This window comes from Sulfitobacter sp. LC.270.F.C4 (assembly GCF_032922545.1).
Taxonomy (GTDB): Bacteria; Pseudomonadota; Alphaproteobacteria; order Rhodobacterales; family Rhodobacteraceae; genus Sulfitobacter; species Sulfitobacter profundi.
In genome coordinates this window covers 1,749,255-1,768,972 of the sequence record NZ_CP136692.1, presented here as the reverse complement: position 1 = coordinate 1,768,972, position 19,718 = coordinate 1,749,255, and the positions used below count along the sequence as shown (strand labels likewise).

Genomic DNA, 19,718 nt, shown 5'->3' with positions numbered 1-19,718 from the left:
GGCTTAGAACGTCGTCCGCAGCGTGACCTCAAAGCTTTGCTCTTTGTCAAAGCTCTCTTTCTTCAGCGCGTCGGAGACGTTGAACTGAAGCGGGCCAAGTGGCGTGTCCCAGAAGACCGAGAAGCCGATCACATGACGGAAAGAACCGCCTTCGCCGACGATGGTGCCGCCCGTGGTGTCAACATCGCTCAGATCCCACAGGTTGCCCACGTCATAGAAGACACCACCAGAGATGCCATATTCCTCGGGCAGCCCCAGCGGGAACTCCGCCTCGAAACGGGCCACGGCAAAGAGGTTGCCGCCAAGCGCGTCATCCACACCGTTGCTCTGATCGCGCGGACCGATGCCGCCCGGCTCAAAGCCGCGCATGATCGACGGGCCGAGGATGAAGCGGTCAACCGCACGGTTGGTGCCGCCGTTCCATGCCAGCGCACCGCCTTCAAGCGTGGCGCGAAGGGTCACTTCCTCGTTAAAGATGCGCTTTTCGCCCGCGATCTTGGCTGTCGTTTTGATAAACTCGTTATCCCCACCAAGCCCGGCAAAGTCCTGACCGAACTCGAACAGAATGCCCTGTGTCGGGTCCAGCCCGGTGCGGCGGGTATCATAGGTGTAGGTGTAGCCGAGGGAGGAAGAGAACAACGCGCCTTCCGCGATTTCATTCGCGGTGGTGGCGCTGTTATCCTCATCATCACGCTCCAGCATCTCGATCCCTTCGAGGGTATAGCGCGTCGACAGACGGCCATTCTCGCTGACCGGGAAAGTCAGGCTGGGCTGGAACACCAGACGTTCGGTGTCATAGCTGGTGTAAGACGAATTGGTTTCCGCATAATCAAGCTTGAGACCAAGCGCCACGTCACGCCCCAAAAAGCGCGGCTCGACAAAGGTCACGCCATAGCGCGTGGCATCTTCGGCGGTGGAGATCGACAGGTTCAGCCGCTGGCCGCGCCCGAGGAAGTTGTCCTCCTGAAAGCTGACCGCCACCCCGAAACCGTCGTTGTTCGAGAAGGAGCCGCCGAAGTTCAGCGAACCTGTGGGCTTCTCTTCCACATCGACGTCAATCACAACCTGCTCGGGGCCGGAGCCTTGGCGGGCGTTGACCTCTGCCGTCTCAAAGTATTGCAGCGCGCGGATACGTTCTGCCGCTTGGCGAATTTCGCGCGGGTTGAACGGGTCACCCTCGACGCTGTCAAACTCGCGGCGGATCACCCGGTCAAGCGTCGTGGTGTTGCCTTCGATGTCGATCCGCTCAACAAAGATACGCTCGCCACGGGACAGCTTGTAGGTCACGTTGAGCGACAGATCACGGTCGTTGCGGTCAATCACCGGCTCGACCCGCAGGAAATCGACACCATCGCGGATCGCTTGGCGCTCGATCCGGGCGATGTCATTCTCGATCAGAGTGGGCGAGTAGATCACGCCGGGGCGGATTTTGAGCAGGTCACGGTACACGGCGGCGTTCAGACCCGGCACTTCGGACTCGACCGACACGTTGCCGAAACGGAACTGCTGCCCCTCGGTGATGTTATAGGCCACGAAGACGCCATCGCGTTCTTCGGTCAGCTCGGCGTTGACCGCCTCGGTACGCATGTCGACATAGCCGCGCGAGAGGTAGAAATCCCGCAGCATCTGCTTATCGGCCTCGACCCGGCCTTCGACATAGGTGTCCCGTTTGACCAAACGGCGGAACAGACCCGCCTGTTTGGTGTCCAGCACGCGGCGCAGACGCCGGTCGGAATAGACCCGGTTGCCGACAAAGCTCAGACGCTCGATCTCGACGTTGTCGCCTTCGAAAATTTCGAACACCAGATCGACGCGATTTTGATCGCGGCGGATGATGCGGGGCTGCACGCGGGCCGACAGACGGCCTTCGTTGCTATAGGCCTCGGCGATGGCGGCGGCGTCTTGCTCGGCTTGGCTGGGATTGAACACCCGACGCTCGGTCGAGCCGATAAGTTCGGCCAGCATCTCATCTTTGATGCGGCGGTTGCCCTCAAAGCTGACGCGGTTCAGCGTCGGCAGTTCGACCACCGTGATGACCAGCGTGTTGCCCTGCGGCTCAAGAGCGACGGATTCGAACAGGCCCGAGTTTTGCAGGTTCTGATAGGCGTCGTTCAACTGACCGCCCGACACCGCCTGCCCGCGCCCGATACCGGCCCGGCGCAGAATCGCGCTGTCGCCGATCCGCTCGTTGCCGTCGATGACGACCGTGTTGAACTGATATTGCTGCGCCTGCGCTTGGCTGCCCGGCACGAGCCAGGCCACGGACAACATGACACAAAGCGATGCCCCCCGAAGGGTCTTGCCAACATTGCTGCGCTGCGCCCACTCGACGGGCATTCTGCCCTCGTTCCTCAGTCCCATTACACCGACCCGTTTTTTTACGACATTGTTGTCAACCTGACTACGCAGGTTAACGGGGTTTGTCAAAAGCAACGGCCGAGAAAATATACCATATCATGCGGCAAGTTGGGCCAGAATGACATCATGAGCCAAGATCGTGAAGAAGCACCCGATTAGGCACTCTATCACGCACTGGCAGCCATTCAGAGAGAGGCGACAAAGGCCCCGGCAGAGAGCGCCGCTGCAATGGCCGCGGCAAAGAACGCACGGTCCCAGTTAAGGTCCAAAAGCAGGCTGAGGCCGCGGTATGATCCTTGTAAAACGTGCATCATGGGTTCCTTCTTGATGAAAGATGACCATAGCCAAGGATTGCGGCACGATTTTGTTCAATTATGACCATTTCAAGGCATTACGCCCTGCCCGTAAGGGCAAGGCGCAGGTTGTCTTTCACTCTCAGGGGCGCCGCCCGGCCCTATGGGCAGAACAAGTCGTTCCCAAGCGCAAAGAGCATCAAGGTCAGCACCAAGGCGATGCCCATGGTCATCAAGATCCGCAGCGCGCCATCGCTGGGCGGTTTGCCGGTTACGGCCTCATAGGCGTAAAACACCAGATGCCCGCCATCCAAAGCCGGGATCGGGAAAAGGTTCAGCAGACCGACCGCCGTGCTCAGCACCGCGATGAAATAGATGAAGGACTGCGCCCCTTGGCTCGCCATCGCGCCCGAGGTCTGGGCGATGCCCACAGGGCCGCTCAGGTTGCAGGTGCTGATATTGCCGACGATCATCTCGCGCAGGCCCGAGATCGACCCCGTGATGATGCGCCAAGTGTTGTCTAGGCCCGAGCTAAGCGCCTCCCCCACGCCGGGCGTATCGGTTGCGGGCACAAAGGCCATGCCGCCGACGATGCCGATGCGCAGGTTTTGCTTGAAACTGCCATCGGGCTGCGGCTCATCCGTGGCTTTGGGAACGAGGGTGAAAGGCAGGCTCTCGCCGTCGCGCCAGACGGTCAGCTCCTGCGGCGCCCCTTCGGAAGCTTCGACCACCTCTTTCAACTCACCAAAGGCCACGATCTCTTGCCCGTTGACGGCGGTGATCACATCCCCGCTGCGCAGGCCCGCCTCTTGCGCTGCCGATTGCGGCGCGACGTTGCTGACCAGGGGCGGCATTAGATAGGGGCCGGGCACGGTCAGGTCGGCCCCATCGCGGGTGATGTCATAGCTTAAGACCGCTTCTTGCGGCAAATTCGTCAGGAAATCGCCATAGCCCCCACCGGCAGCGAGCGAGGGCACCGGCGCGCCTTCGACCGCGCGCAGAATGTCGCCCGGCTCCAACTCATAGGCAGCGTTGGGAAGCGCCCGCAGCTCTCCCACGGTGAGCGGATCGCGGGCGGTGCCAGCGGTCATCGCCACGGCGAAAAAGATGAGGATCGACAGGGCAAAGTTGAACACCGGTCCCGCCGCCACGGTCAGCGCGCGGGCATAAAGCGGCGCGCCGTGCATCGTGTGGCGCAGCGCTTCGGGGTCTTCGGCCAGCGCCTCCATCGCGGTTTCGTCCTTGCCGGAGGCCGCATTGGAATCGCCCGCGAATTTCACATAGCCGCCAAAGGGCAGCAGCGCGAACTGCCAGCGCGTGCCGCGCTTGTCGATGCGCGAAAACAGCACCGGGCCGAAGCCCAGACTGAAGACATCCGCTTTGATCCCGGTCCAACGGCCAACGATGTAATGGCCGTATTCGTGGATCGCCACGATCACCGACAGCGCCACGACAAAGGCCAAAATCGTCCAAATCAGCCCGCCGAACTCCGGCAAATATCCCATGATGTCCAACGTGCTATCCTGCTCTTTTATGAATTGCGGCTGTCGCGGCCCTACGGGCGAGATGATCGACCTCGGCCACCAGATCAAGTGTCATTTCGTCGCTGCCCCGGCCCAGCGATGCGTCAGCGGCGCGCGCCTCCAACACCTCTTCGACGATCTCGGCCATTTGGGTAAAGCGCAACTGCCCGGCGATAAAGCCATCCAGCGCAACCTCTTTGGCCGCATTAAACACCGCGCCCATGAGGCCGCCTGCTGCCATGACCTCCCGCGCGAGGCGCAGCGCGGGCCAGCGGGCGTCATCGGGCGCGGTAAAATCGAACCGTCCGATCTTGGTGAGATCCAGCCGCTCCACCGGCAAAGGTGCCCGCTGCGGGTGGTGCAGCGCATAGCCAATCGCGTGACGCATGTCAGGCGGTCCGACATGGGCCATCAGCCCACCATCGCAGAACCCCACCAACGCATGGATCATCGACTGCGGATGCACCAGCACTTCGATAGCCTCAGGCGAGACGCCGAAAAATTCCCGCGTTTCAATGACTTCCATCGCTTTGTTGAACATCGAGGCTGAGTCGATGGTGATCCGCTGACCCATGTCCCAATTGGGATGGTTTGACGCTTGATCGAGTGTCGCATTGCGCAAATCTTCAAGCGGCCAATCGCGAAACGCGCCGCCGCTGGCAGTGATGATGACGCGCTCAACGGCGGTCATATCCTCGCCCACGAGCGCTTGGAAAACGGCGGAATGTTCGCTGTCGACCGGCAGGATCGTGGCGCCATTGCGCTCGGCTTCGCCCATGATCAGCGCCCCGGCGCAGACCAGCAATTCCTTATTGGCCAATGCCAGCGTGCCGCCTTGGCGCAGGGCAGCCAGCCCCGGTGCCAGCCCCGCAGCACCGATGATCGCCGACATGGTCCAATCCGCCGGACGCGATGCCGCCTCGGCGATCGCGTCAGACCCTGCCGCTGCCTCAACCCCGCTGCCGCTAAGCGCGTCGCGCAGATCCTCCAGCAGGTCTTCGCGCGCGGTGACCGCGACCTCGGCGTTCAGCGCTTTCGCATCCGCCGCCAGTTGCGCGATATTGCCCGCCCCGGTCAGCGCCACGACATCATAGCCGTCAGGCGCGCGGCGGATCAGGTCAATCGTGTTTTGACCGATGGACCCGGTCGCCCCCAGTATCGAAATCTTGCGCGGCATAGCGGATCAGTTCACGCCCGGCGGGAAGCCGATCAGCGGCCCGACGATCAGCAAGAACACCGCAGCGCCCAGCATCCCGTCAAAGCGGTCCAGCAGACCGCCATGGCCGGGGATCAGCGCCGAGCTGTCTTTGACGCCCATCTTACGTTTCATCCCCGATTCCGCCATATCGCCCATCTGCGAAGCCATCGACAGCGCGACCGAGATGCCGACGAGCTGCAGCCCAAAGCCGGTGTTGAACGAAAAGATCAGCCCGACAACAGCCGCCCCAACCCAGCCCGACGCGGTGCCGGACCATGTTTTCTTGGGGCTGACCTTGGGCCAGAACTTCGGCCCGCCAATGGCGCGACCGGCGAAATAGCCCACCACATCGGTGACCACGACCACCAGCACCAGCCACATCAGCCAGCCAAAGCCCATGTCATCGCGCAACTGGATCAGGCCAAAGCCCGCCAGCAGGATCAGCGCGGTAAAACTCATGTAAAGCGTGCGGTTGGCGCTCAATAGCGCGAAGCCCAAAAGCGCGGGCGCCAGCAACAGCGGCAGGCCAAAGCCAACCGGCAGATAGACCGAGGCCAACACGGCCACGCCCGTCACCAGCCCAAGCTGCCAAGATTCCGCCTTCCCCGGCCCGCGCAGCATGCCGACCAGTTCCCAGACCATCATGCCGCAAATCAATGCCACCAGCAGATGAAACACCACACCGCCCAGCCAGATGCCCAGCAGGCCAATCAGGATCATGGCGCTGGCAGACAGCATCCGCGCCCGCAGGTCGGACCATTGTTCAGGTGATTTCATCGCACGTCTCCTCAGGTCTTGACCGCACCGAACCGCCTGTCACGCCCGCCATAGGCGGCGCAGAGCCGGGCGAATTCCTCGCGGGTGAAATCCGGCCACAGCGTGTCGATGAACTCATATTCCGCATAGGCCGACTGCCACAGCAGAAAGTTCGAAATCCGCGCCTCGCCGCTGGTGCGGATCACCAGATCGGGGTCGGGCAGCACATGGGTATCGAGGTAGCGCGGCAGGGTCTCTTCGTCCACGCTGTCGGGGTCGAGTTTGCCGCTGGCGACATCTTGGGCCAAACGATGCGTGGCGCGGGCGACCTCATCGCGGCCACCATAGTTCAGCGCAATCGTGAGGTTGATGCGGGTGTTTTGCACGGTATGGGCCTCAAGCTCGCCCATCAGCTTGATCAGCTTGTCATCCAGCCTGTCGCGATCCCCGATGAACCGAACCCGCGCGCCATATTCGCTAAGGCTGCGCATTTCCTTGGAGATATAGCGCCGAAACAGCGACATAAGCCCCGCCACCTCGACCTGCGTGCGCTTCCAATTCTCTGTCGAGAAGGCAAAAATCGTCAGGTATTCCACCCCCACATCGGGGCAGGCCTCAACGATTTCGCGCACCCGTTTGGCACCGGCGTGGTGACCAAACAGCCGGGGCCGCCCGCGTTGGGTGGCCCAGCGGCCATTGCCGTCCATGATGATCGCCACATGTCGCGGCCCACCGGGAGCAATCTTAGGTTGAATTTCGGCGGTGCTCATGTCTCGGCCTTTTCTTTCAAGTGCTGTGTCCCTGCCCTTGGGCCGGGTCAGACTTGCATGATTTCGGCCTGTTTCGTCTCAAGCTGGTCATCGATGAGGGTGATGAAGCGGTTGGTCAGGTCCTGCACTTCGCCTTCCCAAATCTTCTGGTCATCTTCGGACATCGCGCCGTCGTTTTTGGCTTTCTTGATCTGGTCCATCCCGTCGCGGCGGATGTTGCGGATCGAAACGCGGGCGTGCTCAGCATACTGGCCAGCAACCTTGGTCAGCTGGGTGCGGCGCTCTTCGTTCAGCTCGGGGATCGGCAGCATGATGATGGTGCCGTTCAGCTGCGGGTTGATGCCCAGACCGCTTTCGCGAATGGCCTTTTCAACCTTGCCGACCAGACCTTTGTCCCACACGTTGATCGTCACCATGCGCGGCTCTGGCACGTTGACGGTGCCGACTTGGTTCACCGGGGTCATTTGGCCATAAGCCTCAACCATCACCGGCTCCAGCATAGAGGCCGAGCCACGCCCTGTGCGCAGCGATGCGAACTCGGTCCGAAGCGACGCAATCGCGCCGTTCATCCGCCGTTCAAGATCATCGGTATCGAGCATAAATTCGTCTGACATGGCGAGGCCTGCTTGTTGTTTCCTTGCGTTACGGCTTTCTAACGGTGGCGCGGCGCTTTCACAACTGCCCATTACTTCGCCACCATGCGCCAACCGCGACCCCAAGAGAGCCGCGGCGGCCTTAAGCGGATCGTCCAGCCGTAGGACGATCACCTGCGGTGCATCTCGCGTTTAGCCGACGCGGGTATAGGTGCCCTGCCCGGCCAGAATGCCCTTGAACCCGCCCGGCTCATCCAGCGAGAAGACGATAATCGGCAGGTTGTTGTCGCGTGCCAATGCGATGGCAGAGGCATCCATAACGCCAAGCCGCTTTTGCAGCACGTCGTCATAGCTTACCGTGTCATAGCGTTTTGCATCATCGAATTTCGCCGGGTCTTTGTCGTAAACCCCATCGACCTTGGTGCCCTTAAAGATCGCCTCGCAAGACATCTCATTAGCGCGCAGGGTCGCAGCGGTGTCGGTGGTGAAATAGGGGTTGCCGGTGCCCGCGGCAAAGATGCAGACCCGCTTCTTCTCAAGGTGGCGCACAGCACGGCGGCGGATGTAAGGCTCGGCCACTTCGTTCATCGTAATGGCCGAAATCACCCGTGTGTGGATGCCCAGACCTTCGAGCGCAGATTGCATTGCCAGCGCGTTCATCACGGTGGCGAGCATGCCCATGTAATCCGCCGTGGTCCGCTCCATCCCCTGCGCAGAGCCTTGCAGCCCGCGAAAGATATTGCCGCCGCCGATGACCATGCAGATCTCGACGCCAAGCGAATGCACCGATTGCACCTCGCGGGCGATGCGTTCGACGGTTGGCGGGTGCAGACCATAGCCGAGGTCACCCATCAGCGCCTCCCCGGAAATCTTCAGCATCACGCGGTTAAAGGAGACTTGGGGGGTGTCTTGGGACATCGGGCACACCTTATTATTTCACCAACCGGGGGAGATTTGAGCCATACGGCGGTGAAGGGTTTTCATTTCGCGCCAAAATGTCGCAAATACGTCCAAGGTTCAATGCGGGACGTAAGGAAGACGCAAAGAAATGCCGGATATTCCGAAGGCCCAGTTTGATGCTCTGTTGCAAGGGCTACCGCCCGAGCGGCCTGTGCTGATCGCCGGGCCAACCGCCAGTGGCAAATCTGCCCTGGCACTCGCCATCGCAGAGGCGCAGGGCGGCGTGATCGTGAACGCCGATGCCAGTCAGGTCTATGCGCCCCTGCGCATCATCAGCGCCCGGCCCTCAGCCGAAGAAGAGGCCCGCGCGCCGCATCTGCTCTATGGTCATCTGGCCGAGGATGCGCCCTATTCCACCGGCCATTGGCTGCGCGAGGTGGCCCCGCTGCTGGGCGGCGATCAGCGGGTGATCATCACCGGCGGCACCGGGCTTTATTTCGCGGCTCTGACGCAGGGGTTGGCCGAAATTCCGGAAACCCCGCCAGAGGTCCGCGCCCAAGGCGATGACATGGCGCTCGAAGACCTGCTGGCGCAGCTTGATGCTGAGACCGCGGCGGGCATTGACCAGCGCAACCGCGCGCGGGTGCAGCGCGCTTGGGAAGTGTGGCAGGCCACCGGGCGCGGCCTGTCGGACTGGCAACGCGATACCGGCGCGCCGCTTTTGCCGCTCGCGGACTGCCTGCCGATCGTTTTCGATGTTGAGCGGGATTGGCTGAACGCCCGCATCGCCCAACGCTTTGACCTGATGTTAGAGCAAGGCGCCTTGGAAGAGGTCGCCGCCCTCCGTCCGCGATATGACCCCACGCTGCCCGCCCATCGCGCCATCGGCGTGCCGGAACTGATCCGCCACATTGACGGCGATTGGCCCCTGCACCGCGCCCGCGAAGCCGCCGTGGTTGCCACCCGCCGCTTCGCCAAACGGCAGCGCACTTGGATGCGTAGCAAAATGGCAGATTGGCATCGGGTGACGCCGCAATAACCGCAGGGCGCACACAGTTTCTTGCGTTATTCCAACCATCCGATAGCCTGACGTTGTAGATTGTCCCGACAGGGTTGCCATTTCTCGACGAAAGCGCCGCGTGCCCCAAACGCAGATACAAACCCACACCTTGGCCCAGCTTTCGGCGGGGCAAGATTGGCGGCTGACCCTCGCCCATGAGCGCGACCACCATCTGCTGATCTGGATCACCCGGGGCCAGGGTCGGTTGCTGCTGGATGGGCAACGCCGGGGCATCAGCCCCCATAACGCGCTCTGGATACCGGCGCGGTCGCTCTTTGCTCTGGAGCTGGGCTATCAATGTCTGGGCCATGCGGTGCTGATCCCCGAAGACAGCGATGTACATTTGCCCGAAATGCCGCGCCAGTTGCGCATCCGCGACGGTGTGGCCCAATCCGAAATCGCGGCCCTGATCGAACAGACCCAGCGGGAGGTTCAGCAAGGCCGCCCCCTGCAACAAGACGCGCTGAAGGCTCAGGTTGCGCTGATATCGGTATGGCTCCGCCGTCAGATCATGTCAGACGAACATGCCGCCCCCCGGCCCAAGGCCGGCGACAGGCTCAGCGCGCGGTTCTGCGCCCTGATCGCCCAGCGCGCGCCCAAGGGTGGCAGCATGGCCGATCACGCAGCGGAACTGGGCGTCACGCCGACCCATCTGACCCGCGCCGTCAAGGCGGCCACCGGCAAATCCGCCGCCGATCTCTTGACCGAACGCAGTTGCCACGCCGCCCGGCGTCTGTTGGCCGAAACCGATCAAACCGCCGCCGAAATCGCAGCCTCTCTGGGCTTTGGCTCCGCTGCCTATTTCACCCGTTTTATGCAGCAGCACAGCGGCCTCCCCCCCAGCAAGCTGCGCTGACCTTGCCCGAAATGTCGCTTTCAGACCCTCATAATGTCGCAAAAACTCCCTCAAACGGCTCAGCCGAATGTTGACGCGCGACCAATTTATGTGCCTGATGGCTGAACTGCTCTGAAAACAGTCAGATCAACGACCAAGCGCGTGACGCTGGGAAAGACCGCCAATGGGTCTTAGGCATCACAGTGCGCACAGGCAGCAACGTCTGCCGCGAACAGAACCGGCGCTGTCATGGCGCCGCACAAATCAAAAAGGCCACAAAGGCCGCATCGTCGGGCCAAGTCACCGCCCGACCCTGCCACAGGGGACCACATGGGACTATTCATTTTGCGCCGGCTGGGTGTGATGTTGCTGACGGCGCTCTGCCTGACGTTCATCGTATTCTGGCTGACCAATCTCTATCCGAACCTTGAAAAACTCGCCAAGACCCAAGGCAACTTCCGCATGTCCGACGAGGCCGTGGCCAGCTACCTTGAAAGCCGCGGCTATCTGCAACCCACCGTCGACAAGTTCGGCGAATGGCTGGGCGTGTTGCCCGGATGGGTCACCGAAGGCGACACGCCGGAAGAGACCTTTGGCCGCTGTTTCGCCCCCGGCACCCCGGTAGAGGCGCGTCCAACCCGCTGCGGCATCCTGCAAGGCGATTGGGGCTTTTCGACCGTCTTCAAAGAACCCGTGGGCGAAACCGTCCTGACGCGCCTCGCACTCACCGGCAAGTTGATGTTCTGGGTGCTGATGCTTATGGTCCCCTCGGCGCTGATCGTCGGTGTGCTGGCGGGCATGCGCGAAGGCTCCAAGCTTGACCGCTCGCTCTCGACCTTCTCCATCGCCACCACGGCGACGCCTGAATATGTCTCGGGCGTGATCTTCATCGCGGTGCTGGCCTCCTCGCGCTTTGGCCTCTCGCCGCTTCTGGCGGAATGGGGCTGGATCGACAGCAAGACCCTGTTTCTCGGCTCCGCTACGTCTGCCATGAAAGACGCCAACTTCTGGAACTTCTTCCTGCCGGTGCTGACCATCTCGCTTTATGGCATGGGCTATATCGCCCGGATGACGCGGGCGTCGATGACCGAGGTGATGACCGCGCAATATATCCGTACCGCGCGGCTAAAGGGCGTGAAATTCTCGGAAATCGTGCTGAAACACGCTCTGCGCAACGCGCTTATCGCGCCCTTCACGGTGATCATGCTGCAAATCCCATGGCTGCTGAACGGTGTGGTGATCGTGGAGACCCTGTTCAACTACAAGGGCTTCGGCTGGCTCCTCGTTCAAGCGGCGGCCAATAACGACATCGAACTGCTGCTCGCCGTTTCGGTCGTGTCGGTCATCGTCGTGCTTGTGACGCAGTTGATCTCTGATATCGGCTACGTCTTCCTCAACCCGCGCATTCGCATTTCATAAGGGAGCATGGACATGGAACAACTGACATGGACCGGGTCTCTTGCGGGGCTCAACATCATCTTCCTCGGCCTTTGCGTGATGCTGGCCTTGGCTGTCGCGGCACAGATTGTCGTCTCTTTCCTGCCCGCCAGTGAGGCACAAGAGATCAACCCCGACGGCACCGTCGCACGTCGCGGCGGTGTGGCGGGCGGACTGAACCGTGCGGTGATCCTGCTGTTTGCGCTGCTGATCCTTGTGGTGCTGATCTATATCGTAGCCGGTGCCTTCATGGGGCCGCAGGCAGGCATCTTCGGCGGCATGTCGCAGCAGATGCTGCCGGTCTGGATCGCGCTGATCCTGACCTTCGCCGTCTCCATCCACTTCAAACGCCGCCTTGGCCTCTACGGCAAGCTATTCGACAGCACCGTGGGGATGATCGGCTTTGCCATCGTCATGTTCTGGGTCTTCACCGGAGTCTTTGGCGGGTTGTTCGACCTGTTGGTGACGCACGACAGCCTTAGCCAAACTTCGGGCATGAAGAACAAGCTGCCCGGCACCCCGCTGCGCAGCGCCGATGAGGGCGAATACCCGTGGTTCCTGTTGGGCGGTGATAACCTTGCCCGCGATGTCTTCTCTCGGCTGATCAAGGGCTCTTGGGTCGTGGTGCAGATCGCGCCGCTGGCGACGCTCTTTGCCTTTATGGTGGGGATCACACTGGGCCTGCCTGCGGGCTATTACGGCGGGCGGCTGGATACGATCCTCAGCTTTCTGGCAAACCTGATCCTCGCCTTCCCGGTGATCTTGCTGTTCTACCTGCTGGTGACACCCGAAATCGTACTCACCGGCATCCCGAACTATATGGCCGTGTTCCTGTTCATCTTCCCGCTGATCTTCCTCGCGGTGCTGCTGAACTCACGCTACTACACGCAGCCTTCGTTCCGCACGCCGCTGCTGATCGTGGTGCTCGGTATTGTCGGCTGGCTGTACCTGTCGCTGGTCTCTACCGACGGTGCGATCGTGGCGACGGACACCTACCGCATCCCTGGCCTGCCGAGCATGATCGACCTCTTTGATATCGACGCCGGTGTGCTGGTGGTCTTTGTCTCGGTCGTCTTCGTGAACTCGCCCACGGTGTTCCGCATCGTGCGCGGCCTCGCGCTGGACATCAAAACGCGCGACTATGTCGCCGCCGCCCAGACCCGTGGCGAAGGCCCGTGGTACATCATGCTGTGGGAAATCTTGCCCAATGCCCGTGGCCCGCTGATCGTCGATTTCTGCCTGCGCATCGGCTATACCACGATCCTTCTCGGCACTTTGGGGTTCTTCGGCCTTGGGCTGGAAAGCGAGAGCCCGGATTGGGGCAGCACGATCAACGCAGGCCGCCGCCTGCTGTCGCTCTATCCGCACGCGGCCATCGCGCCCGCGCTTGCACTTCTGAGCCTCGTTCTGGGCCTGAACCTGCTGGCCGACGGCCTGCGCGAAGAATCCTTGCGCGACTAAGAAACATCCTCCGGGGGGCGCCCCCTCCCGGACCCTTTTGATCCCCCCGACTGGGAGAGACAAATGCCAAAGACTGATTACGACGGCCCCATTCTTGAGATCAACAACCTGTCGATCTCGTTCTTCACCCGCCTGCGCGAGATCCCCGCCGTGATGGATTTCTCTGTCAGCGTCCAACCGGGCGAAGCTGTGGGGCTGGTGGGCGAAAGCGGCTGCGGCAAGTCGACCGTGGCGCTGGGCGTGATGCAAGATCTGGGCCGCAATGGCCGGATCGTCGGCGGCTCCATCAAGTTCAAGGGCCGCGACCTCAGCGAGATGAGCCCCGAAGAGCTACGCGACATTCGCGGTAGCGAGATCGCGATGATCTATCAAGAGCCGATGGCCAGCCTCAACCCCGCCATGCGGATCGGCAAACAGCTGATGGAAGTGCCGATGATCCACGCGGGCATGTCCGAGAAAGAAGCCTATGCGCGGGCGCTTCAGGTGGTCACGGATGTGAAACTCCCCGACCCAGAGCGTATCTTGAAAGCCTACCCGCACCAACTCTCGGGCGGGCAGCAGCAGCGCATCGTCATCGCCATGGCGCTCATGTCCGAACCCTCGCTCCTGATCCTCGACGAGCCGACGACCGCTCTCGACGTGACCGTCGAAGCGGCGGTTGTGGAGCTGGTCAAGGACTTGGGCAAGAAATACGGCACCTCGATGCTGTTCATCTCTCACAACCTCGGGCTGGTGCTGGAAACCTGCGACCGCATCTGCGTGATGTACTCAGGCGAGGCGGTCGAGAAAGGCTCCATCCACGATGTCTTCGACGAGATGCAGCACCCCTATACGCAGGCGCTGTTCCGTTCGATCCCACTGCCCGGCGCCGACAAGAACGCGCGGCCTCTTGTGGCCATTCCCGGCAACTTCCCCCTGCCCCATGAACGCCCGCCCGGCTGTAACTTCGGCCCCCGCTGCGATTATTTCATGGCGGGCCGCTGCGATGCCGCGCCGATCCCGATGGAAAGCGTACCCGGCAACGACCGGCACGAAACCCGCTGTATTCGCTTTCAAGAAATCGACTGGCAAGCGCCACTGGAACTGGCCGAGGTCAAGGAAAAGGGCGAGGTTGGCGAGGTCGTCCTCAAGATGGACAAGCTCAAGAAATACTATCAGGTCGCGGCAAATGCCATGTTCGGCGGCGGCAATACCAAGGTGGTCAAAGCCAACGAATCCTTGAGTTTCGAGGCCCATGAGAGCGAAACCCTCGCCATTGTCGGGGAATCGGGCTGCGGCAAATCCACCTTCGCCAAGGTCCTCATGGGGCTAGAGACGGCGACCGAGGGGCACATCTACCTTGATGGCAAGGATATTGGCGGGGTGCCCATCGACGACCGCACGACCAAGAACGTCGCCGATGTTCAGATGGTCTTTCAAAACCCCTTCGACACGCTGAACCCTTCCATGACCGTCGGGCGGCAGATCATCCGCGCGTTGGAAATTTTCCGCATCGGCAAGAATGAGAAAGAGCGCAAGCAGCGCATGCTGGAACTGCTCGATCTGGTCAAACTGCCGCGTGAATTCGCAACCCGCATGCCGCGGCAACTGTCCGGCGGGCAAAAACAGCGGGTCGGCATCGCCCGCGCCTTTGCGGGTGACGCGCGGATCGTGGTGGCGGATGAGCCTGTCTCGGCGCTGGATGTAAGCGTACAAGCGGCGGTGACCGACCTGCTGATGGAGATTCAGCGCGAGCAAAAGACGACGCTCTTGTTCATCAGCCATGACCTCTCCATCGTGCGCTATCTCAGCGACCGGGTGATGGTGATGTATCTGGGCCATGTGGTCGAATTGGGCGACACCGATCAGGTCTTCTCACCCCCCTATCACCCCTATACCGAGGCGCTGCTGAGTGCCGTGCCGATTGCCGACACCAAGGTGAAGAAGAAACACATCGTCCTCGAAGGCGACGTGCCCTCGGCCATGAACCCGCCGCCGGGCTGCCCTTTCCAGACGCGCTGTCGCTGGAAATCACAGGTGCCGGGGGACCTCTGCGAACGGGAGGTGCCGCCGATGGTCACCATGGCGGACGGGCATCAGATCAAATGCCACCTCTCAGCCCAGCAATTCGCCGAGATGGAGCCGGTGATCGAAGTGGGCACGGCAGCAGAATGAAAAAGGCGCGGCTCCGAAGAGCCGCGCCTGCTCCCTCAGGCGGTTTAAGGGGGGAACGGCCTGAGGTAATCGTGATCCGGTTTTAGGGGCCGGATTTAGGGGTCGACGGACGAACCGGCTGTGTTCACATTGGCCAGACCTTCGGCCACAACATCGGCAAAGGTCGACACGAGCGCCACGTAGAATTCAGTCTCAGACGGCGGCACGTTGACATAGCCTTCGGGTGCGATGTCTTCGCCGCTATAGGCCGAGATCTTCACCGGGAAGCTCAGACCAGCGTTGTCACCGGTGGGGCTTGTGATATCAACAACGCCTTCCAACTCGTTGAATTCTTTACTGTCGGGCAACATGGTTGCGCCGTTGAGAGAGATCTTGCGGATATCGATCTTGATCTGCGGATCGGCACCATCGCTGCTCATCGGCACACGCTCTGCCACTTCGGCGCGCAGGTCTTCTTCCAGATCAGGATAGAAGTCCATGGCGTTGCTCTCTGCAGCCGCGCTGACAGAGGATTCAACGTCGATTTTCGAGACCATGATCTTATCTTGGGCAAAAGCAGAGCTGCTCAGCGCAATAACGCTTACACCGGCGGCAAGGGCGATATTTTTCATATTCGTCAGCATGTCGTTCTCCTTTGATCTTTTATCTCTGAGGCGAGAATTTCCCGCTGCAAAGTTTCTGATCAAAGAACCCCACGATCGCCCCAGCGGTTCCCTAGGGCGCCGGGCCAAGGGGGCATAGGCACGAGAAAATAGGCGGACAAACGCCCACCGCGCCATACAGACCTATAGATATCAATGGCTTAGCTGCCAGTGATCACTTTAACGTAATTCCGCGTTTCTTTATAGGGCGGGACGCCCCCGTATTTCTTAACCGCCCCCGGCCCCGCGTTATAAGCCGCCAGCGCCAGCTCCCAACTGCCGAAAGCGCGGTACTGTAGTTTGAGGTAGCGCGCGCCGCCTTCAAGGTTCTGCACCGGATCGGTCGGGTCGACACGCAGCGCCTGCGCGGTCTGGGGCATCAGTTGAGCCAATCCCATCGCCCCCTTGTGCGACAGCGCCTTGGGGTTCCAGCCGCTTTCCTGCTGAACCAGCCGCAGAAACAGATCAACCGGGATACCATGCCGGGTCGCCGCCGCGCGGGCATGGGTCAGAAAGGCCCCTTTGTAGGAACCGTTGTATTTCGGCGCATCCCATTTCGTCGGGGTGACAACCTTGGGCGGTTGCAGCCGAACGGAGGCGGAATATTGCTTGGATGCGCGGTTATCGAGGATGCTTTTCTGAGAAGAAAACAAACCCGCGCGGTTTTTGCTGGCAAACATATCGGCAGCCGCCGGCGCTGCCCCCATCGCGATCATCCCGGCTGCCGCCAAACCTACCGCGGCCAGACCGGCCAAACGTCCCGTCTTTCGCATCTCTGCCCCCTGCCGTTGCATTGCGCGCAGTATACCCAAAACCGCGCGGCCTACCAGCCCCCGGAAACCGGCCCGCCACGCGGCGTGCCTTGATGGGCGGCGAGGTGGGAAAGCCGGTGTCATCCGGCGGACAACCGCGATATAAACGGCCGAATTGGGCGCGCTCGGATTCGCGCCCGACGCAATGACACAGCAATGACAAACGAGGGGGCAAGATGGCCGGCTCAGTGAACAAAGTGATCCTTATCGGCAACCTCGGGCGCGACCCCGAGGTGCGGTCGTTCCAGAACGGCGGCAAAGTGTGCAACCTGCGCATCGCCACCTCGGAAACATGGAAAGACCGCAACACCGGTGAGCGCCGCGAGAGGACCGAATGGCATTCGGTGGCGATCTTCCAAGAGGGGCTCGTTCGCATCGCCGAGCAGTACCTCAAGAAGGGCTCCAAAGTGTATATCGAAGGCCAGTTGCAAACCCGCAAATGGCAAGACCAATCCGGCGCGGACCGCTATAGCACCGAAGTGGTGCTGCAGGGCTTTGGCGGCACGCTGACCATGCTCGACGGTCCCGGTGGCGCCGGGTCCGGCGGCGGTGGTGGTGGCGGCGGCTACGGTGGTGGCGGCAATGACTACGGCGGCGGCTATGACAGCGGCCCGTCCTCCTCGGGCGGCGGCAGCGGTGGTGGCGGCGGCGGCGGTGGCGGCAGCCGTGATCTCGATGACGAGATCCCGTTCTAAACCCTATGCGATTTCGGGCGGGGCGCCGTTGCGCCCTGCCCACCCTCTGCGACCGCGGCCGTGACAGGTCTTTAACCGCGCCGGATTAGACCTCTCCCCATCGCGATACCCGCCGGGCATTCATCAGTTCGGCAACCGGATCAGAGGCGCTCCACGCGGGCGCCATGTCAAGACGTTCAGACATGCAGGGTGACGCCTGTCTCAAACATCCGACTTGGCGGCGCCGCCCTTTTTATTCGGCACCACAACACCTTAAAGAACAGAGTTAAACCGCCGGGCCCAGCCCGCCGCGGGTCACTGGCGCGCGCTTAGCGCGTCGCGCAGCAGGGCCAGCACATCGGCATTGTCGACCTCGGCCCCCGCAAAGGCTTGGCCGATGCCGCGCGCCAGAACGAAACGCAACCGGCCATCGACAACCTTTTTGTCCTGCCCCATCAGGCGCAGCAACTCTTCGGCCTCTGGCAGGTCGCCGGGGATATCGCGCAGGTCGGTCTTCATGCCCATCTGCGCCAGATGGGCGCGCAGGCGGCTGGGGTCTTCCTGCGGGCATAGGCCCTGCCGCGCGGAAAGCTCAAAGGCCAGCGCACAGCCGATCGCCACCCCTTCGCCATGCAGCAGACGGTCGGAATAGCCGGTCGCCGCCTCAAGCGCATGGCCGAAAGTATGGCCGAGGTTGAGCAACGCGCGGTCGCCCTGCTCGGTCTCGTCGCGTTCCACGATATCGGCCTTCATCTGGACCGAACGGCGCACCGCCTCGATCCGAGCTTCCATATCGCCTGCCGCAAGGGCTGGCCCCTGCGCCTCTAGCCAATCAAAGAAATCCGCATCGCCCAGCAGGCCGTATTTTACGACCTCGCCATACCCGGCGAGGAAATCGCGGGGCGGCATGGTCCCCAGCACTTCGGTATCAGCGAGCACGAGGCTGGGTTGATGGAATGCCCCGATCAGGTTCTTGCCTTGGCTTGCGTTGATCCCGGTCTTGCCACCCACCGAACTGTCGACCTGCGCCAGAAGCGATGTGGGGATCTGCACAAAACGCACCCCGCGCCGCAGCACGGCGGCGGCAAAGCCCACTAGATCGCCGATCACCCCGCCGCCAAAGGCCACGACGATATCGCCGCGCTCCACCTGTTCGTCGAGCAGCCAGTCGACCGAGCGCTGCAGATTGGCCCAGTCCTTGGTCCCCTCTCCGGGCGCGAGTTCCAGCGCCGACATCGCGATGCCCTCGGCGGCCAACCCGTCCCGCAGCGTTTGCAAATGCAACGCGGCCACGCGGCTTTCGGTGATGACGGCGACGCGCTTGCGGCGCAGCAGCGGCGCGATCAGCGCGCCCGCATCGGCCAGCAACCCCGGCCCGATGATTACATCATATTCCCGCCCCGGCAGGGCCACGGATACCGTCTCACGCATCCAATTTCTCCAAAACATCCGGCCTTGTCAGCAGCTTATCGATCACCCGATTGGCCATGGCGTCAATCGACAGGCGCGGATCACAGCGCACCGACAGATCCGCCAGCCGGTAAAGCGGCACCCGGTCGCGGTAGAGCGCGGTCAGCGTGGCCTTGGGATCAGCCGTACGCAGCAGCGGACGGCTGTCCTTATAGCGCACCCGGTTCCACAGCAGATCAAGATCCGCATCCAGCCAGAGCGCCACACCGTAAGCCGCGATATTGTCGCGATTTACCTCGGCCAGAAACGCCCCGCCGCCGGTGGACAGGATGCAACGTTCCTCTGCCAGCAGCCGGGCGATGACCTCTGTCTCGCGTTTGCGAAAGAACGGCTCTCCGTCGCGGGTAAAGATCTCGGGCACGCTCAGATTGGCCGCCGCCTCAATCTCGGCATCGCTGTCCAGAAAGGGCGCGCCCAGCTTGGCCGAGACCGCACGCCCCACCGCCGTCTTGCCCGCCCCCATCATGCCAACCAGCGCCACCGTCTTGTTCAGACGGTAACGGGGCGGCATTTCTTCGCCATCGGTTATGCTGTGCTTAATTCCGCTCATTTTTCTCTGAATGACGTGATCTTGCCGGAAAGGCCATATATAGTTTGGCAAAATAGCAGAATTCCGGGCAGGCATTAATCATGGGTAAACTTTTTAAGCTTTTGATATTTCTATTGATTGTCGGCTTCATCGGGCTGGTGGGCTATGCCTACGTCGGGCCCTTCTTTGGCGTGGACTTTTCGCCCGAACAGATTGAGACACGCCAGCCCGTCACGCTGACAGCGGATTGAGCG

The 19,718-nt window shown here is 61.7% G+C and carries 19 protein-coding genes; 7 read left to right on the top strand and 12 right to left on the bottom strand.

The window, feature by feature from the left end; all coding sequences use genetic code 11:
• Nucleotides 1–3 precede the first annotated feature (3 nt).
• From bamA to pyrH, 8 genes are all read right to left on the bottom strand, one after another.
• Nucleotides 4–2,337 carry an outer membrane protein assembly factor BamA gene (gene bamA, locus R1T45_RS12510; protein ID WP_317389217.1) on the bottom strand — a complete coding sequence of 778 codons (2,334 nt, stop codon included), beginning with the start codon at nucleotides 2,335–2,337 and terminating at the stop codon, nucleotides 4–6.
• A gap of 206 nt (nucleotides 2,338–2,543) precedes the next feature.
• Complete coding sequence (locus R1T45_RS12505) at nucleotides 2,544–2,672, bottom strand: hypothetical protein (protein ID WP_276321492.1); 129 nt, start codon at nucleotides 2,670–2,672, stop codon at nucleotides 2,544–2,546.
• Between the two features lie 140 nt (nucleotides 2,673–2,812).
• Nucleotides 2,813–4,165 carry an RIP metalloprotease RseP gene (gene rseP, locus R1T45_RS12500; protein ID WP_317391030.1) on the bottom strand — a complete coding sequence of 451 codons (1,353 nt, stop codon included), beginning with the start codon at nucleotides 4,163–4,165 and terminating at the stop codon, nucleotides 2,813–2,815.
• Between the two features lie 4 nt (nucleotides 4,166–4,169).
• Nucleotides 4,170–5,351 (bottom strand): 1-deoxy-D-xylulose-5-phosphate reductoisomerase, encoded by a 1,182-nt coding sequence (gene dxr / locus R1T45_RS12495; protein ID WP_317391029.1) that lies wholly within the window; start codon nucleotides 5,349–5,351, stop codon nucleotides 4,170–4,172.
• Nucleotides 5,352–5,357: 6 nt separating this feature from the next.
• Nucleotides 5,358–6,149: a phosphatidate cytidylyltransferase gene (locus R1T45_RS12490; RefSeq protein ID WP_120351213.1), complete on the bottom strand. Its 792-nt coding sequence runs from the start codon at nucleotides 6,147–6,149 to the stop codon at nucleotides 5,358–5,360.
• 11 nt (nucleotides 6,150–6,160) lie between these two features.
• Nucleotides 6,161–6,898 carry a polyprenyl diphosphate synthase gene (gene uppS, locus R1T45_RS12485; RefSeq protein ID WP_132443281.1) on the bottom strand — a complete coding sequence of 246 codons (738 nt, stop codon included), beginning with the start codon at nucleotides 6,896–6,898 and terminating at the stop codon, nucleotides 6,161–6,163.
• Between the two features lie 47 nt (nucleotides 6,899–6,945).
• Entirely contained in the window at nucleotides 6,946–7,512 is a 567-nt protein-coding gene (gene frr / locus R1T45_RS12480) for a ribosome recycling factor (protein ID WP_007120421.1), read from the bottom strand.
• Nucleotides 7,513–7,683: 171 nt separating this feature from the next.
• Nucleotides 7,684–8,409, bottom strand: coding sequence for a UMP kinase (pyrH, locus tag R1T45_RS12475; RefSeq protein ID WP_317391028.1), 726 nt, complete (start codon nucleotides 8,407–8,409; stop codon nucleotides 7,684–7,686).
• A 130-nt stretch (nucleotides 8,410–8,539) separates the two neighbouring features.
• Between pyrH and miaA the strand changes: the two genes are divergently transcribed.
• From miaA to R1T45_RS12450, 5 genes are all read left to right on the top strand, one after another.
• On the top strand, nucleotides 8,540–9,430 hold the full coding sequence (gene miaA, locus R1T45_RS12470; RefSeq protein WP_317391026.1) for a tRNA (adenosine(37)-N6)-dimethylallyltransferase MiaA: 891 nt from the start codon (nucleotides 8,540–8,542) through the stop codon (nucleotides 9,428–9,430).
• 100 nt (nucleotides 9,431–9,530) lie between these two features.
• Nucleotides 9,531–10,307, top strand: coding sequence for an AraC family transcriptional regulator (locus R1T45_RS12465; protein WP_317391025.1), 777 nt, complete (start codon nucleotides 9,531–9,533; stop codon nucleotides 10,305–10,307).
• 309 nt (nucleotides 10,308–10,616) lie between these two features.
• Nucleotides 10,617–11,705, top strand: a complete 1,089-nt coding sequence (locus R1T45_RS12460) for an ABC transporter permease (RefSeq protein ID WP_067628867.1) — start codon at nucleotides 10,617–10,619, stop codon at nucleotides 11,703–11,705.
• Between the two features lie 12 nt (nucleotides 11,706–11,717).
• On the top strand, nucleotides 11,718–13,184 hold the full coding sequence (locus R1T45_RS12455; protein WP_317391024.1) for an ABC transporter permease: 1,467 nt from the start codon (nucleotides 11,718–11,720) through the stop codon (nucleotides 13,182–13,184).
• A 63-nt stretch (nucleotides 13,185–13,247) separates the two neighbouring features.
• The gene (locus R1T45_RS12450) at nucleotides 13,248–15,338 is read left to right on the top strand and encodes an ABC transporter ATP-binding protein (protein ID WP_317391023.1); all 2,091 of its coding nucleotides are present in this window, start codon (nucleotides 13,248–13,250) and stop codon (nucleotides 15,336–15,338) included.
• A gap of 95 nt (nucleotides 15,339–15,433) precedes the next feature.
• Here R1T45_RS12450 and R1T45_RS12445 read toward each other — a convergent pair whose 3' ends face one another.
• Together R1T45_RS12445 and R1T45_RS12440 are read right to left on the bottom strand one after the other, a co-directional pair.
• On the bottom strand, nucleotides 15,434–15,961 hold the full coding sequence (locus tag R1T45_RS12445; protein WP_120351220.1) for a hypothetical protein: 528 nt from the start codon (nucleotides 15,959–15,961) through the stop codon (nucleotides 15,434–15,436).
• Nucleotides 15,962–16,140: 179 nt separating this feature from the next.
• Complete coding sequence (locus R1T45_RS12440; protein WP_317391085.1) at nucleotides 16,141–16,686, bottom strand: lytic transglycosylase domain-containing protein; 546 nt, start codon at nucleotides 16,684–16,686, stop codon at nucleotides 16,141–16,143.
• A gap of 281 nt (nucleotides 16,687–16,967) precedes the next feature.
• Between R1T45_RS12440 and R1T45_RS12435 the strand changes: the two genes are divergently transcribed.
• Nucleotides 16,968–17,486 (top strand): single-stranded DNA-binding protein, encoded by a 519-nt coding sequence (locus tag R1T45_RS12435; protein WP_317391021.1) that lies wholly within the window; start codon nucleotides 16,968–16,970, stop codon nucleotides 17,484–17,486.
• A gap of 294 nt (nucleotides 17,487–17,780) precedes the next feature.
• Here R1T45_RS12435 and aroB read toward each other — a convergent pair whose 3' ends face one another.
• Nucleotides 17,781–18,896: a 3-dehydroquinate synthase gene (gene aroB / locus R1T45_RS12430; protein ID WP_120351222.1), complete on the bottom strand. Its 1,116-nt coding sequence runs from the start codon at nucleotides 18,894–18,896 to the stop codon at nucleotides 17,781–17,783.
• On the bottom strand, nucleotides 18,889–19,485 hold the full coding sequence (locus R1T45_RS12425) for a shikimate kinase (RefSeq protein WP_120351223.1): 597 nt from the start codon (nucleotides 19,483–19,485) through the stop codon (nucleotides 18,889–18,891). Before R1T45_RS12425 ends, aroB begins: the two co-directional genes overlap by 8 nt.
• 80 nt (nucleotides 19,486–19,565) lie before the next feature.
• Here R1T45_RS12425 and R1T45_RS12420 point away from each other — a divergent pair, with 80 nt between their 5' ends.
• Entirely contained in the window at nucleotides 19,566–19,715 is a 150-nt protein-coding gene (locus R1T45_RS12420; RefSeq protein WP_007120408.1) for a hypothetical protein, read from the top strand.
• Nucleotides 19,716–19,718: the final 3 nt, after the last annotated feature.

Bases quoted from the DNA above. Each gene is read 5' to 3' on its own strand.
- R1T45_RS12460 (WP_067628867.1), top strand. From the start codon at position 10,617: ATGGGACTATTCATTTTGCGCCGGCTGGGTGTGATGTTGCTGACGGCG.
- dxr (WP_317391029.1), bottom strand. From the start codon at position 5,351: ATGCCGCGCAAGATTTCGATACTGGGGGCGACCGGGTCCATCGGTCAA.
- R1T45_RS12505 (WP_276321492.1), bottom strand. From the start codon at position 2,672: ATGATGCACGTTTTACAAGGATCATACCGCGGCCTCAGCCTGCTTTTG.
- bamA (WP_317389217.1), bottom strand. From the start codon at position 2,337: ATGCCCGTCGAGTGGGCGCAGCGCAGCAATGTTGGCAAGACCCTTCGG.
- R1T45_RS12490 (WP_120351213.1), bottom strand. From the start codon at position 6,149: ATGAAATCACCTGAACAATGGTCCGACCTGCGGGCGCGGATGCTGTCT.
- R1T45_RS12445 (WP_120351220.1), bottom strand. From the start codon at position 15,961: ATGCTGACGAATATGAAAAATATCGCCCTTGCCGCCGGTGTAAGCGTT.
- R1T45_RS12455 (WP_317391024.1), top strand. From the start codon at position 11,718: ATGGAACAACTGACATGGACCGGGTCTCTTGCGGGGCTCAACATCATC.
- frr (WP_007120421.1), bottom strand. From the start codon at position 7,512: ATGTCAGACGAATTTATGCTCGATACCGATGATCTTGAACGGCGGATG.
- pyrH (WP_317391028.1), bottom strand. From the start codon at position 8,409: ATGTCCCAAGACACCCCCCAAGTCTCCTTTAACCGCGTGATGCTGAAG.
- R1T45_RS12425 (WP_120351223.1), bottom strand. From the start codon at position 19,485: ATGAGCGGAATTAAGCACAGCATAACCGATGGCGAAGAAATGCCGCCC.
- R1T45_RS12435 (WP_317391021.1), top strand. From the start codon at position 16,968: ATGGCCGGCTCAGTGAACAAAGTGATCCTTATCGGCAACCTCGGGCGC.
- uppS (WP_132443281.1), bottom strand. From the start codon at position 6,898: ATGAGCACCGCCGAAATTCAACCTAAGATTGCTCCCGGTGGGCCGCGA.
- R1T45_RS12420 (WP_007120408.1), top strand. From the start codon at position 19,566: ATGGGTAAACTTTTTAAGCTTTTGATATTTCTATTGATTGTCGGCTTC.
- R1T45_RS12440 (WP_317391085.1), bottom strand. From the start codon at position 16,686: ATGGGGGCAGCGCCGGCGGCTGCCGATATGTTTGCCAGCAAAAACCGC.
- miaA (WP_317391026.1), top strand. From the start codon at position 8,540: ATGCCGGATATTCCGAAGGCCCAGTTTGATGCTCTGTTGCAAGGGCTA.
- R1T45_RS12450 (WP_317391023.1), top strand. From the start codon at position 13,248: ATGCCAAAGACTGATTACGACGGCCCCATTCTTGAGATCAACAACCTG.
- aroB (WP_120351222.1), bottom strand. From the start codon at position 18,896: ATGCGTGAGACGGTATCCGTGGCCCTGCCGGGGCGGGAATATGATGTA.